The sequence below is a fragment of the Nonomuraea sp. NPDC003804 genome, assembly GCF_040610675.1.
In the GTDB taxonomy this organism is placed as follows: Bacteria; Actinomycetota; Actinomycetes; order Streptosporangiales; family Streptosporangiaceae; genus Nonomuraea.
In genome coordinates this window covers 1-14073 of record NZ_JBEXMT010000026.1, presented here as the reverse complement: position 1 = coordinate 14073, position 14073 = coordinate 1, and the positions used below count along the sequence as shown (strand labels likewise).

The 14073-nt window shown below is 72.2% G+C and carries 13 protein-coding genes; 5 read left to right on the top strand and 8 right to left on the bottom strand.

The window, feature by feature from the left end; translation table 11 throughout:
- Nucleotides 1-713: 713 nt before the first annotated feature.
- On the bottom strand, nt 714-1214 hold the full coding sequence (locus tag ABZX22_RS30965) for a MarR family transcriptional regulator (protein WP_354915617.1): 501 nt from the start codon (nt 1212-1214) through the stop codon (nt 714-716).
- A 99-nt stretch (nt 1215-1313) separates the two neighbouring features.
- Between ABZX22_RS30965 and ABZX22_RS30960 the strand changes: the two genes are divergently transcribed.
- Genes ABZX22_RS30960 through ABZX22_RS30950 form a run of 3 tightly spaced genes read left to right on the top strand, consistent with a single transcriptional unit; the run spans nt 1314 to nt 4235 of the window.
- Nucleotides 1314-2207, top strand: a complete 894-nt coding sequence (locus ABZX22_RS30960) for an EamA family transporter (RefSeq protein ID WP_354915614.1) — start codon at nt 1314-1316, stop codon at nt 2205-2207.
- Nucleotides 2204-3439, top strand: coding sequence for an MFS transporter (locus ABZX22_RS30955; RefSeq protein WP_354915611.1), 1236 nt, complete (start codon nt 2204-2206; stop codon nt 3437-3439). Before ABZX22_RS30960 ends, ABZX22_RS30955 begins: the two co-directional genes overlap by 4 nt.
- The gene (locus ABZX22_RS30950) at nt 3432-4235 is read left to right on the top strand and encodes an NAD(P)H-binding protein (RefSeq protein WP_354915608.1); all 804 of its coding nucleotides are present in this window, start codon (nt 3432-3434) and stop codon (nt 4233-4235) included. Before ABZX22_RS30955 ends, ABZX22_RS30950 begins: the two co-directional genes overlap by 8 nt.
- Nucleotides 4236-4321: 86 nt before the next feature.
- Here ABZX22_RS30950 and ABZX22_RS30945 read toward each other — a convergent pair whose 3' ends face one another.
- Nucleotides 4322-5404 (bottom strand): epoxide hydrolase family protein, encoded by a 1083-nt coding sequence (locus tag ABZX22_RS30945; RefSeq protein WP_354915605.1) that lies wholly within the window; start codon nt 5402-5404, stop codon nt 4322-4324.
- A gap of 145 nt (nt 5405-5549) precedes the next feature.
- Between ABZX22_RS30945 and ABZX22_RS30940 the strand changes: the two genes are divergently transcribed.
- Nucleotides 5550-6086 (top strand): NUDIX hydrolase family protein, encoded by a 537-nt coding sequence (locus ABZX22_RS30940; protein ID WP_354915602.1) that lies wholly within the window; start codon nt 5550-5552, stop codon nt 6084-6086.
- Nucleotides 6087-6200: 114 nt separating this feature from the next.
- Here the strand turns inward: ABZX22_RS30940 and ABZX22_RS30935 are convergent, their stop codons facing one another.
- The 4 genes from ABZX22_RS30935 to ABZX22_RS30920 all read right to left on the bottom strand — a co-directional run bounded on the left by ABZX22_RS30935 (nt 6201) and on the right by ABZX22_RS30920 (nt 11618).
- Complete coding sequence (locus tag ABZX22_RS30935) at nt 6201-6464, bottom strand: hypothetical protein (protein WP_354915599.1); 264 nt, start codon at nt 6462-6464, stop codon at nt 6201-6203.
- Between the two features lie 14 nt (nt 6465-6478).
- Nucleotides 6479-8566, bottom strand: coding sequence for a hypothetical protein (locus ABZX22_RS30930; RefSeq protein WP_354915596.1), 2088 nt, complete (start codon nt 8564-8566; stop codon nt 6479-6481).
- Between the two features lie 293 nt (nt 8567-8859).
- A complete protein-coding gene (locus ABZX22_RS30925; protein WP_354915593.1) occupies nt 8860-10428 on the bottom strand; it encodes a peroxidase family protein in 1569 nt (522 codons plus the stop codon).
- Nucleotides 10428-11618 carry a cytochrome P450 gene (locus tag ABZX22_RS30920; RefSeq protein WP_354915590.1) on the bottom strand — a complete coding sequence of 397 codons (1191 nt, stop codon included), beginning with the start codon at nt 11616-11618 and terminating at the stop codon, nt 10428-10430. Before ABZX22_RS30920 ends, ABZX22_RS30925 begins: the two co-directional genes overlap by 1 nt.
- Before the next feature lie 133 nt (nt 11619-11751).
- Here ABZX22_RS30920 and ABZX22_RS30915 point away from each other — a divergent pair, with 133 nt between their 5' ends.
- Nucleotides 11752-12660 carry an acyl-CoA desaturase gene (locus ABZX22_RS30915; protein ID WP_354915587.1) on the top strand — a complete coding sequence of 303 codons (909 nt, stop codon included), beginning with the start codon at nt 11752-11754 and terminating at the stop codon, nt 12658-12660.
- Here the strand turns inward: ABZX22_RS30915 and ABZX22_RS30910 are convergent.
- Together ABZX22_RS30910 and ABZX22_RS30905 are read right to left on the bottom strand one after the other, a co-directional pair.
- Nucleotides 12657-13604: a nitronate monooxygenase gene (locus tag ABZX22_RS30910; RefSeq protein ID WP_354915584.1), complete on the bottom strand. Its 948-nt coding sequence runs from the start codon at nt 13602-13604 to the stop codon at nt 12657-12659. The genes ABZX22_RS30915 and ABZX22_RS30910 overlap by 4 nt on opposite strands.
- Before the next feature lie 10 nt (nt 13605-13614).
- A partial coding sequence (locus ABZX22_RS30905) for a PadR family transcriptional regulator (protein WP_354915581.1) occupies nt 13615-14073 on the bottom strand: 459 nt, incomplete at its 5' end.

Below are 14073 nucleotides of genomic sequence, written 5' to 3'. Positions count from 1 at the left end.
AGACCCCTCTGCGGGGCGGACCGCTCCCATGTTTCCGCGCCTGACCAGCGGCGCGTAGGTCACGAACCCCGCCCGGTCGCCGGCGCGGGCACGATCCTCTCCCCGTCGACGGCGATACCCGCGTGCGCGTGGCCGGAATCCGCATGTCGCCGCGCCTTTTTCCGATCCGGGCCCGTCCGTTCCGCCACCGCCCCGCGAATACGGCATGCCCGGCATGAGCGGCACCGCATTCGTCGCCCGGTCGCCGGCTTCCCGGTGGCCGGATTTCCGCTCACCGGCTTCCCGCTCGCCGTATCCGCGGCCCAGGCACCGGAAAGCAGCAGGCCCGCGCCGCCACCCAGGTCCTGACCATTCGATCCACCTCGCGACGATCGCTCTCCCCGGCCATCCACGCGACACTCGGTGCGTTTGTCGCCGGCCGGTGGAGAATTGCCGAAAGAATGCGGGTTCCTGTGCCGCCTTGACACTTCCGCGAGGCGTGCTCGATCTTCCGTTGGGCACGGGAAAGCGAATGGTTGACGCTTTCAGAGATACTTGTGGCGCGCCACGAATGACCGTGGAATCGAGCAGTGAGATAGGTTATTTTTTTCCTGTCCACCGAAGGGACGGCAGCCTTGCCCGTTCGGTTCTCAACGGGCAAGGCTCTGTCCGCTCCACGACCGTCCGGCGGACCGCTCTCCCTCCGGCGTCCCGGTCCTTGACCCTCCCCGCGGTCAGTCGATCGAGGTGTCGCCCATCGACTCGAGCACCACGCGCAGCAGCCCGCAGAGTTGCTCGCGCTGCTCGGGGGCGAGGGCGGCCAGCATCCGGGCCTCGTTGGCGACGTGCAGCCCGATCAGCTCGTCGACGAGCGCGTACCCGCGAGGGGTCAGTCTGATCCGCACCGACCTGCGGTCGTCGCTGTCGCGGATGCGCTCGACGAGCCCCTTGGCCTCCATCTTGTCGATCCTGTTGGTGATCGCTCCCGAGGTGACCATCGCCGCCTTGAGCAGCGCTCCCGCCGTCAGCTCGTACGGCGGGCCGGAGCGCCGCAGTGTGGCCAGCACGTCGAACTCGAAGTTCTCGAGCCCGTGCTCGGCGAAGAACTCCTTGAGCCCGTGACCGAGGAGCCTGGACAGCCGCGAGATCCTTCCGACGACGCCCATGGGCCAGACGTCGAGGTCAGGCCGTTCCCTGCCCCACTGCGCGATCACCGCGTCCACTGCGTCACTCATGCCCTGTCCTCTCAACGGAAATAATCTCAACGTTCACAGACTTGACGTTCACACACGCAGATGATGTTATCTCAACGTTGAGATTATCAATGAGAGGTGATGGACGTGTCCACGATCCAAGCAGTCCCGATCGCACGGCGCGGGTTGTCGAGCGATCTGGCGCTGGCCGCCCTGGCCCCGGTGAGCTGGGGCACCACGTACGTCGTCACCGCGACGCTGCTGCCGCCTGACCGGCCGATGCTCGCGGCGACGCTGCGGGCGCTGCCCGCGGGGCTGGTTCTGCTGGCCGCCACCCGCCGCCTGCCGAGCGGATCGTGGTGGTGGAAGGCCGCGGTGCTCGGCATGCTCAACTTCGGCGCGTTCTTCCCGCTGTTGTTCTTCGCCGCCTACCGGCTGCCGGGCGGGGTGGCGGCCACGATCGGGTCGGTCCAGCCGCTGGTCGTGGCGCTGTTGTCGGTGGTGATCCTGCGGGCGCGGCCGGCCCGCGCCGTGCTGTACGCCGCTCTGGCGGGCACCGGCGGCGTGGCCCTGCTGACCCTGACCGCCGAGGCCCGCCTCGACCCGCTCGGCATCGGCGCGATGCTGGTGGCCACCTCCCTCATGGGTGCCGCCATCGTCCTGACCAAGAAGTGGGGTCAGCCGGAGTCGCCCCTGGTCATGAGCGGCTGGCAGCTCAGCATCGGCGGGCTGGTCCTGGCCCCCCTGACGCTGGCGACCGAGGGCCTGCCCCCTGCCATCACCGGCCAGAACCTGCTCGGCTTCGCCTACCTGGGCATCATCGGCACCGCCGTCGCCTACGCCCTGTGGTTCCGCGGCATCGACCGCCTCGCGCCCACGTCCGTCTCCCTGCTCGGTCTCACCAACCCGCTGGTCGCCACGCTCGCGGGCCTGCTGGTGCTCGGGCAGACCCTCACCGGCTGGCAGATCGCCGGCTTCGGCATCGCGCTCGGCGCGCTCGTGGCCGGCCAGACCTTGAACAGGAAGGCGTCATGACCGCGACCCGTGACGGGGTGGCCCCCGAACCCGAAAGCCCCGTGATCGCCACCGGTCCCTCCGCCGACCGCGTATCGCTGAAGACCTGGCTCGCCGTCGCGGCCGTCGCGCTGGGGACCTTCTCCGTCGTCACCATCGAGCAGCTCCCGGTGGGCCTGCTCACCTCCATCGGCGGCGACCTCGGCGTCTCCGAGGGTACGGCCGGCCTCATGGTCACCGTTCCCGGCCTGGTCGCCTCGGCCACCGCACCCCTGCTCCCGGTGGCGATCCGCCGGCTCGACCGCCGCGTGGTGCTCATCGGCCTGCTCGGCCTCATGGTCCTGGCCAACGCGCTGTCCGCGCTGGCCCCGGACTTCGCCGTCCTGCTCGCCTCGCGCTTCCTCGTCGGGATCAGCATCGGCGGCTTCTGGGCGCTGGCCGCTGGCATCGCCGTACGCCTGGTGCCCGACCGCTTCGTGCCGCGCGCGACCTCGCTCGCCTTCGGCGGGGCGACGGCCGCCAACGTGCTCGGCGTGCCCGCCGGCACCCTGATCGGCGGCCTCACCGACTGGCGCGTGGCGTTCGCGGCCGTGGGCGCGCTGGGGCTGGTCGTGGTGACAGGCCTCTGGCTGCTTGTGCCCCGGCTGCCCGCCACCGAGCCCGTACGGCTGCGCGCGCTCCCCCAGCAGTTCCGCAACCCCGTGGTCAGGACCGCGGTCGTCTCGACCTTCCTCCTGGTGAGCGGGCACTTCGCCGCCTTCACCTTCGTGAGCCCCATCCTGCGCGACATCGCAGGCGTCAGCGAGAGCCTGGTCAGCCCGCTGCTGCTCGCCTTCGGCGTGGCCGGGGTGCTCGGCACGTTCGTCGTGGGCGCCGGCGCCACCCGCGACGTCAGGAAGACCGTCATCGCGCTCGGCGCCGCGCTCGCGGCGATCCTGGCGCTCTTCCCCCTCCTCGGGAGCAGCCCGCTGAGCGGGTCGGCCCTGCTCGTCCTGTGGGGCCTCGTCTACGGCGGGGTGCCCGTGGCCGTCCAGACGTGGATCTTCAAGGGCGCGCCCGACGCCGCGGAGGCGGCCACCGCGCTGAACACCTCGGTGTTCAACCTGGCCATCGCGCTGGGCGCGCTGCTCGGCGGCGTGGTCGTGGACGCGGTCGCCGTCACCGGCGTCCTGTGGTTCGGCGCGCTCCTCATGCTCGTCACGTCATTGGCGGTGTGGCGGACCAGGAGCGGGGAAGGGCGAAGGAATGGCTGACCGAGAGATCGTGGTGCTGGGGGCGACGGGTTCCACCGGACGCAGGGTCGCGGCGTTGCTCCGCGACGCGGGCCACCCCGTGCGGGCGGCCTCCCGGCACGGCGAGGTTCGCTTCGACTGGTCCGACGAACGTACGTGGCGGCCCGCCGTGGCCGGCGCCACGGCGATGTACCTCATGGCGCCGCACGAGCTGCCGGTCGACCCCGCTTTCGTGGCGACGGCCGTCGAGGCGGGCGTCGGCCGGATCGTGCTGCTGTCCAGCGGCGGCATCGAGGCGATGGGCGACGAGCGGCTCATGGCCGCCGAGCGGACCGTACGCGGCTCCGGCGCCGAGTGGACGATCCTGCGGCCCTCGTGGTTCGACCAGAACTTCGACGAGGGCGTCATGCGGGAGGCGGTGCTCGCGGGCGAGCTGGCGCTGCCGCTGGGCGACCTGCGGCAGGCCTTCGTCGACGCCGGCGACATCGCGGCCGTCGCGGCCGCCGCCCTGGTCGAGGACGGCCACGCCGGGCGGGCCTACGAGGTGACGGGGCCGCGTGCGCTGTCGTTCCCCAAGGCGTTGCGGATCATCGGGTCGGCCGCCGGACGGCGGATCGGGTACGTCGGCACGGCCGAGGGGTACCTGGCGGCCATGACGGCGGCCGGCCTGCCGCGCGAGCGGGTCGAGGCGGAGATCGAGGCGTTCGCCGGGCTGCGCGCGCTCGGCGACCAGGTGCCGACCGACGTGGTCGAGCGCGTCACGGGCCGCCCGCCGACGTCCTTCGAGAGCTTCGCCGCCAGGGCGTCGTGGAACTGATCCCGGCCTGAGCCGTTCGCCCCCGTTCGCCGGAGACGGCGAAGGGGGCCCGTGGCGTCCCACGGCCCCCTCTTCCCCTCGCTTGATCAGCCGCGCCCGGCGAAGAAGGCCCGGACGTCGGCCGCCAGCACCTCGGGCACCTCGTGCGCGGCGTAGTGGCCGCCCACGTCGTAGGTGTTCCACTGCTCGATGGTCTTGTGGTCGCGCTCGGCGAAGCGGCGAATCGACTGGAAGTCGTTGGCGAACCCCGCCAGGCCGATCGGGACCGTGGTCGGCTCCGTGGGGTGCTCGGCCTTGGCGTCCTCGTAGTAGAAGCGGATGGACGAGCTCGCGGTGCCGTAGAACCAGTGGATCGCGATGTTCGTCAGCGTGAAGTCGCGGTCCAGGTGACCGCCGATCAGCTGGCCCATCCAGCCGAGCAGACCGGCGGGCGAGTCGGCGATCGCGTGCGCGAGGGTCTGCGGCGACTGCGACTGGAGCTGGTTGAAGGCGCCCATGTTCTCCCAGAACCACTGCAGGTGCTGGAGCGCCGCCTGCTCGTCCTCGGTCAGGTCCTGCAGCTCGGCGGGGTCGCCGCTGGGGAAGGAGAAGATCTGCGTGACGTGGACGGCGACCACGCGGTCGGGGGCGAGCCTGCCCACCTCGGGCGAGACGAGCGAGCCGCCGTCGTTGCCGACCACGCCGTAGCGCTCGTAGCCCAGCCTGGCCATCAGCTCGACCCACGCCTTGGCGGTCCGGTACCTGTTCCAGCCCTTCTCGGCGGTCGGCCCCGAGAGGCCGAAGCCCGGCAGCGACGGGATGACCAGGTGGAAGTCACGCGAGAGGTCCTCGATCACGTCGAGGTACTCGACGACCGTGCCGGGCCAGCCGTGCGTGAGGATCAGCGGGAGCGCGTCCTGCTTGGCCGAGCGGACGTGGACGAAGTGGATGTTCTGGCCGTCGATCTCGGTGGTGAACTGCGGGTGGGCGTTCAGCCGCGCCTCCCAGGCACGCCAGTCGTAGCCGCTGCGCCAGTAGTCGACCATGTCCTTGACCCACTCGACGCTCACGCCGTACTCCGAGCCGGATCCGGGGATCTGGTCGGCGAAGCGGGTCAGGGCGAGCCGCGCGTGGAGGTCGTCCAGGTCGGCCTGCGGAACCTCGACGCGGAAGGGGCGGATCTCGGTCATGGCACTCTCCTTCAGAACGGAACGGCTTGTTCTGTTCCAACAATAGCAGAATGAAGTCTTCCGTTCCACACTTTCTCTCATCGGGGAGAACTGACACTCCGGGTCCCTGCCCACCGGGACCACCAGGGGGAAGTACCATCAGCGAATGATCGAAAATACCGAAACCGTGCCTGGCTGGCTTGCTCCGGACGAGCTCGAGCTGATGCGGGGACGGATGCCGATCCTCTACGTCGACGCCGTCCCGGTACGCGTCGACGACACCGGCGTGGTCACCCACGTGGGCCTGCTGCTGCGCATCACCGCCGACGGCGAGGTCACCAGGGCGCTGGTCTCCGGGCGGGTACTGCACCACGAGCGGATCCGCGACGCGCTGCTGCGCCACCTGGAAAAAGACCTCGGGCCCGTGGCGCTGCCGCAGCTCCCGCCGTCGCCGCAGCCGTTCACGGTGGCCGAGTACTTCCCGACGCCGGGCGTCACGCCGTACCACGACCCGCGCCAGCACGCGGTGTCGCTGGCCTACATCGTCCCCGTCGTCGGGGACTGCAGGCCCCGGCAGGACGCGCTCGACCTGGTGTGGTTCACGCCCGAGGAGGCGGCCTCGCCGATGGTCCAGCAGGAGATGATCGGCGGGCACGGCGTACTGCTGAGGCAGGCGCTCGCGTTCGTCGGCCGCCTGCCCTGACCGGAGCGGCCGAGCCCGCACGAGGCGATCGGTAGGGCAGGGCCCACTTCGCGGGCGGGCAAGGACACCGCCCGGTCCGGCACGCCCGGATCACGGGGGCGCCGGAGGCGGAGCTCAGCGCGGCACGTGCGGTGCGCGAGGCCGCGTGACGGCCGCGTAGCGGCGCAACCAGGCCGCGGCCTCCGCCAGGTCGGCGGAGGCCGCGACGCAGGCGGCGAGGTGAGCGGCCACCGAGTGGCGCAGCCACGGTGGCGCGGCTCCCGCCTCCTCCAGTTTCGCCTCGATCTCCCGCAGCCGTTCGGCGCACTCGGCGAGCGCACGGGCGTCGGTCTGCAGGACCATCGCGTGTGCCGCGATCACTTCGGTTGCCGCCGGCATCGAGCTCCTCAAGATCAGCTGGTCAGAACGGGGACGGCCGCGTCCACGACCGTCTGGCGGTCGGCGGACGTCAGGCACAGCAGGGGACGGGCGCCGTCGAGACCGAGCCTGCGGAGCGCGTCGGCCAGCGGATGCGCCCGCGGCGCGACGGCCAGCCGCAGCCGGGGCACGGGATGCGCCCTGCCCCTGCCTCGGGTGCGCGCGCAGGAGCGCAGCACGGTGCCGCCGTCGCGCGCGTAACCGACCAGGTCGCGATCGCCGAGCGGCAGCCAGGGGCCGAGCGCTCCGCGCAGGGAGAGCAGCCCGCCCGCCGAGACGCTCACGGCCCTGCCCGTCAGCCAGAACGCCAGCGGCAGCTCGTACGGCCGGCGGCCCCACACCCGGGTCGCCACGTCGGAGACGTCCGCGCGGTCGACCGCCGAGGCCACCGTGAACCACCCCGAACGCCTGCGGTCCGCGGCGCGCAGCAGGTCGTGCCAGCCGTGCCGCCACGGGTCGGGCACCACGATCCCGAGATGGAGCTCGCGGTAGGCGCCCACGCTGGTCCGCCGGTTCCACGCGACGTGCAGCGCGACGAGCGCCCGCCCGCCGAACCCCGCCGCCGGGCCGAGCCCGCTCCCCCGCAACAGCTCCGCCGCCGCCACCGCGTCGGCGGCGAAGTACGCGGTGCACGCGCTGCCCTCCAGGCACCTGACGGGCAGCTCGGCCGTACCCTCACCGCGGGTCGGCACGGTCAGGAACGGAAAGCCCTCGGGGTACGGCTCGCGGTCGAACAACTGGTAGGCCTGCGAGCGCACCACCCTTCCCCGGTACGGCGTGAGCCGCTCGTCGATCACCTTCCTGGCCTCGGGCAGGTCATCGGCGAGGTTGGCGATGTAGCGCTCGATGCTGTGGCACTGCGGGAACAGGTGGGTGGGGTCGGCGTAGTCGACCACGTACCAGCCGGGATGCAGGTCGAAGCAGGTGCCCGCGCCCTGGCCGTCGAGGGTCGGGATGATGTCGTGCTGGTTGGTGACGCTGGCCACCCAGGTACGCGGGTCGGCCGGACGCTTGAAGTCGACGGGCGCACCGACCGCGATGGCGTGGGTGACGGTGTGGCGGGCGCAGAAGCCGGAGTTCTGGGCGAGGTTCATGATCGCGGCGCCGCCGGCGCTGTGGCCGATCAGCGCCACCTGCGCGCCCTCGGGCAGGCCGTAGTCGGCGACGGCCTTGGCCAGGGCACGGCTGTAGGGGCTGCTGTCCAGCACCGCGCTGCTGAAGGCGCCGAGAAGGTCCTGGGGCGAGTCGTTGTCGGGGACGCCCGCCCGCATGCCCGGCGCGAGGATCACGTGGCGCGTCACTCCGTCGGGGCCCTCGACGCTCTGGATCAGCGCCTTGCCCTTCGTGCCGAGCGCGCTGATGTTGCCGAGGAAGGCGAGCAGCGATCCGTGGTCGTGCAGCGTCACGCCGCCCTCGACGCGGCGGGCGGCGCCCTCCCCCGTGTCGAGCACGGCGACCGCCCGGTTGCTCATACCGGTGACCGGGTCGGCGGTGGCATAGCCCCTGCCGGTCGCGATCAGCCATGCGGCGGCGTCGTTGAGCGGGTTCTCGTCGAGGAGGGCGCGCAGCGCGAGCACCTCGCCGAAGGCGGGGGCCAGCGCGCTGAGCGTGCGGGCGGCGCCCCTGTCCTTGAGCAGGGCGCGCAGCGCGCGGACCGCCTCCAGGTCGCGGTCGTCCGCCGCGGCGGCGATGAGCCTGCCGAGCATGGGGTCGGTGGTCAGTTCGGGATGGTCGAGGGCGACGGCGGCGATCCGCAGGCGCAGGGAGGTGGCCAGCACCCGGACGGCGAGGCTCTCGCCGCCCGCCATCGCTCCGGCCTTCGCGGCGAGGGTGGCCAGGGGGCCTCCGGTGACGGCGCAGCCGAGCCCCGCGGGGTTGGTGACCGTTCTGAGGAGGGCGCGCTGGGTCATGAAGCCCACGACGGGGGCGCGGGGGATCGCGGCGAGGATGCTGCGGTCGGTGAGCGCGGCGGTGGCGTGGGCCGCCGCCTCGCGGATGAGGATCCCCAGGTCGACGAGGCCGCACGCGGCATCCCTGAGCGCACCGGCAGGCAGCTCCTCCACGGAGAGGGCGCCCTCCGACCCTCGGCCTTCTCCCGATGTGGAAGCGGGGATCTCCTCCTCCGACCCTCGGCCTTCTCCCGATGCGGGAAGGGTCTCCCCCTTCGGCCCCCGGCCTACCCCCCGTGCGGGAGCGGGGGTCTCCCCGCCGGGGAGAGAGCCCCGTGCGGGAACAGGCCTGTCTTCCGCGGCGCGCCGCGGGCCTTGGAGCTCCCCCGGAGCCGGGTGGCGGGGGCGGGGCGGGCGGTGCAGCGGGTCCGGGGCGGGCCGGTCGCCGGGAGGCGGGGTGGAGCCGGTCATGGGCGGTCCAGGCGGGTCATGCTGACGTAGCGGGGCCGCGGGTCCTCCGGGGTGTTCCTGCGGACCACGTCCGCCAGGCACCGGGTGCCCGCGATGATCCGCATGCCCTGGGGCGAGAACGTCGCCGGGGTGAACACCCGGGGCGCCAGCAGCGGGTTCGTCAGCGCCTGGGAGAAGGCGTCGATCGCGATGATCTTCGTCAGCAACGGCGGCAATATCGCCTCGGGCGAGCCCGGCTCCTCGGCGAACAGCCCGACGTACAGGTCGAGGTCGTCGACCCCCCGGTACAGCGACCGCAGCGCGTCGGCGACCTTCGGGTCGCCCGTCACCTGCTCGAAGCGCCGCACCCGGGGGAAGCGGCAGTGCTCCCGGTAGCTGTTGTACGGCGCCAGGCCGAGCGAGCGCGAGTCGGCGATGCTGGCGATGTCCACCTCCCGCAGGAGCGGGTCGGTGTTGAACAGGCTGATCCGGCCCGCCCGCTGCCGGGAGGCGTCCTCGAAGAGCCTGCCGAGCCCCATCTGGGGGATCAGCGGTCCGCCGAGCAGGGTTTCGGCCATCGGCAGCTCGCGCCCGCCCACCGACAGCGTGGACGGGATCAGGCTGTGCCAGCGGTAGACCAGGTTGAACTCCACCGAGGCCCAGTTCTCGCGGTGCCACGGGACGCGGGCGAGACGGGCCGACAGCCGCGGGTCGAGGGTGAACCGGAAGTGGTAGGGCGTGATGTGGTTGATGTACTCCTCGACCACCAGCTTGATCAGCATCACGATGAGGATGTTGCGCGTGGTCTGGAACAGCCTCTCGTCGTCCCATCGCGGGTAGTGCTCGGCCAGCAGGGCGGCCACCCGGTTGTGCTCGCGCAGGAACAGCACGGTGAGCATGGTGAAGCCGAGCTGGATGTTGCCGCGGTCGCTGCCGGTGGCGAACAGGGTGTCGCGCTGGGCGTCGGTGAGCTCGTCGAAGCGGATCACGCTGAGCGGCGCGAACTCCGGCTTGATCTTGCCGTTCTCGCAGAGATGGGGCGGGAACTCGCCGCCGTCGGTGAGCCGGCTCTTCAGCCGGCCGCCGGTGAACGTGCGCAGGGCGGCCGTCGCCGCCTCGTGCAGGCCGTAGAGCTGGTTGAGGTCGATGTGGTGGTTGGAGGTGTTCTTGCGGGGGTCGCGGGGCGTGGCGGTGTCGCCGCGCAGGAAGCCGTCGGTGAACCACTGGGCGAAGTAGGCGAACAGCACCGTCGAGCGGGGGCAGGGGATCATCTCGGCGCCCCTGGTGAACAGGTCGGCCGCGCGTTCGGGGGTGGGCCTGCCCTCGGCCCCCTCGACGGGGGGCAGGTGCCGGCCGCTGTAGGAGCGGTCGGTCAGCGAGGCCCACGAGGTGTAGTCGGCCATGGTGCTGAGCGGTTCGGGCCGCGGCGGCATCTCGCGGACGGCGTGGTCGATCAGCGTGGCGTTGACGCGCCGCCGTACGGGCTGGACGGCCTGCACGATGTCCCAGAGCGGCCGCGCGCTGGTCAGGGTGAGGAACCTGAGCCGGTTGACGGCTCCGTCGGTGGCGATGGTCCGGGCGGTCATCAGGACTCCAGGGCGAGGACGAACCGGTCGGGGAAGATCCCGTTCGAGCGGGAGACGCCCTCGATCACCTGCACGCCGGGCCGCCGCAGCAGCCGCCGTACGGCCTCGCAGATGACCACCCTGGCCGGATGCACGCCCAGGCACGCGTGGTGCCCGTGGCCGAAGAAGAGCTGGTGCCGGCCCGGCCGGTCGAGCCGGAAGGACTCGGGCTCGGCCAGCACGTCGCCGTCGAACATCGCGGAGGCGACGGCGGCCAGCACGAAGGTGCCGGCCGGGATCGGTGTCCCGGAAAGTTCGTGGTCGCGCTCGCAGATCCTGGGAAGCAGCTTGAAGAAGGGGTTGAACCGCAACGCCTCCCACACGTAGCGGTCGAAGTCGTCGTCGCACGCGGCCGCGGCCAGCACGTCGGGGCGCAGCAGCAACTGCTCCGTCGCCTCGACCATCGCGCCGGGAGCGCTCTCCAGGAACCCGAGCGCCAGCCCCGCCATGTTGATCACGAGCCGTTCGTCGTCGAAATCGGTGGCCGCGAGCCTGCCGAACACGTCGCCGGACGGCCCCGCCCCCGACCGCCGCACGGCGAGTTGCTCGCGCAGGTAGGCCATCATCTGCCTGCCCGCCTCGACGGAGGCGGCCTGGACGGCGGGATCGCCGAGGTAGTTGGCGAAGCAGTCGGTGATGATGGTCCGCGACCACCGCGACAGGGTCTGCGGGTCGGGGCCGGGGAACCCGAAGTACTCCGCGCACACGCCGAGCGCGACCGGCCTGAACAGGTCGTGCACCACGTCGATCTTCCCGTACGGCGCCGCCGCGTCGAGCGCCTCGTCGGCCAGGCGGCCCGCCAGCGCCCGCACCTCGACGACGTCGTCGGGGTCGAGCACGTACCGCATCAGTCCCTTGTCCCGCCAGTTCATCGCCGTGGCGTCCCTGGCGAGCATGAACGCGCCGCCGAGGGCGGCGTCGAGCCGCGGCCCGAACGAGCGGACGCTGAACACCTCCTCGTCGGAGAGCACCTCGGTGACGTCGGCGAAGCGGGTCACGACCGTGAAGACGGGGGTCACGAAGACCGGGCGCCGGCTCCTCAGCTCGGCGTACAGCTCCCGCCACTCGGTTCGCATCCACTCACGGACCAGGCCGAACGCGGCCATCGGATCGCGAGCCAGCACGTCGTCGTACCTGTCCAGATGGCCCATGACGCTATGTAGCCACATCGTGACGGCCGAGCCCGATGGCTACCCTGTGGAGTGTTTTGGCTCTCCTGGGTAACTGATCCGTCACTCAAAGGCAACTGCCGTGACCTTCGGGCCCGATCCTATGAATGAGGGCGTGAATCCGGAGACCGTCGCGGTCGGCAGCGGCCGCCGCACCGCCTATCTGGTCGTCCTCGTGATCCTTCCCCTGTCGCTCGTGGCGCTCGCCGTGCCGGCGGCGTGGGGCTGGGGCATCGGGCCGCGCGACGTGGTCATCGCGGTGGCGATGTACCTGGTCAGCATCTTCGGGATCGCGATCGGCTACCACCGGCTCTTCACCCACCGGGCCTTCCGGTGCGCCAGGCCGTTGCGGATCGCGCTCATGCTGGCCGGGGGGATGGCCGTCGAGGGTCCTGTCACGCTGTGGTCGGCCGAGCACCGGCGCCACCACAAGTACGCCGACAGGGAGGGCGACCCGCACTCCCCCTGGCGCTACGGCGACAGCGGCCTGGCACTGCTGCGCGGCATGGCGCACGCGCACGTCGGCTGGTTCTACACCGCCCGGCGCCGCTCGAACCGCCGGCACTGGGTGCCCGACCTGCTGGCCGACCCCGACGTGCGGCGGTTCGACGCCTGGTATCCCGCGGTGGCCGCGCTGTCGTTCGCGCTGCCGGCAGTGGTGGGCGGGCTGTGGTCGATGTCGTGGACGGGCGCCTGGACGGCGCTGTTCTGGGGCGGGCTGGTGCGCTACGCGGTCGTCCACCACGTGACCTGGTCGGTCAACTCGATCGCCCACACCTTCGGCTCCCGCCCGTTCGCGACACGGGACCGCTCGTCGAACGTGCCGTGGGTGGCGTGGCTGACGCTCGGCGAGGGCTGGCACAACTGGCACCACATGGAGCCGACGTGCGCCAGGCACGGGGTGCTCCCCGGCCAGCTCGACCCGAGCGCCCGGCTGATCCGCTGGTTCGAGCTGGCGGGCTGGGCCCACGGCGTGCACTGGCCCGACCCCGCCCGGCTGGCGCGCGCCTCCCGCGCCCCCTAGAACCTCCGCAGCAGCGCCGCGGCGGTCGCGAAGTCGGCGACGACGTCGGCGGCGGGGCGCCGCTCCCGCACGAGGCCCACCGCCTCGCTCGCGTAGACGACGGCGACGTCGTAGTCGCCGGCGGCGCGGGCGGCCGCCACCGCGGCGTGGGCCTCCTCGTCGGCCGCCAGCGCCTCCTCCTTGCCCTCCCACTGGTCGAAGAAGGCGTTGCGCAGCCCGCGCCCGCCGTACTCGGGGGGCCAGCCGAGCCGCTGGGCCACGTCGAAGACCCGCCCGTAGACGGTGTCGGTCTCCGCCGCGGCGAGGATCCTGTGCAACGCGGGCGCCGAGACCATGGTCTCGCTGCAGGCCAGGAACGCGGTGCCGACCCAGGCCCCCTCGGCCCCCGCGGCGAGCACGGCCGCCAGCCCGCGCGCGCCGGCGATGCCACCGGCGGCCAGCACGGGGATGCCGACCGCGTCGAGGACGCCCTGCAGCAGGGGCAGCGTGGCGACGTCGTTGCGGCCGTGGCCGCCGCCCTCCCCGCCGCGGGCCACGACCGCGTCGACTCCGGCCGCCTCGGCCTCCCTCGCCTCCCGGGTCGTGCCCGCCTGCGTGACCACGGTGATGCCGGCCTGCCTGAACGGCTCGACGTAGCCGGCGTAGGGCCCGAAGCTGACCGACACCAGCGCGGGCCTGGCGGCCAGGACGGCGTCGATCTGGCCGGGATTGCCGGGCAGCGTCCACGCCATGAGGCCGATGCCGTACGGCCGGCCGCTCTCCGCCGCGACGGCGGCCTCGTCGGCGATCCACTGGGCCGACGCGGTGGCCGGCACGCCGATCATGCCGAGCGCGCCCGCGGCCGAGATCGCCGCGGCGAGGCGGCCCGCGCCCACCCCCGCCATGGGGGCGCCGACCAGAGGAACGGAGAGACCGAAACGGTCAGTGAGCCAGGTACGTGTCATGCCGGCAGTCTTACCCCGTTGACGTGCGGAGATCCGCGATGGTGTCGTCGGCCCACGCGATCGTCGTCCGGATGTGCCGCAGCCCGTGGTCGAGCGCGTAACGTCCGTAACCCCGCTCCGCCCCGGGTCTGGCGCGCAACGCCTCCAGCAGGCGCAGCTTCTCGACGTACCGCTCCCGCAGGCGTTCGAGCGCGGCCACCGCCTCCTCCGGATCTATCACTGGCAGCAGGAAGGCCTGCAGCGCGCCTTCGCTCCTGACGGTCAGGCTCGGCGTCTGCTCCACGACCCACGCGCGCAGGTGCTCGGTGCCCTTGGGGGTGATCGTGTAGGTCTTGCGGCCTCTGGCCCCCTCCGCGTCGACGGTGACGAGCTCGTCGGCCGCCATCTTCACCAGCTCCGGATAGATCTGGCTGTGGCTGGCCTGCCAGACGTAGTTGAGCGAGGCCTCGAACGATTTGGCCAGGTCGTA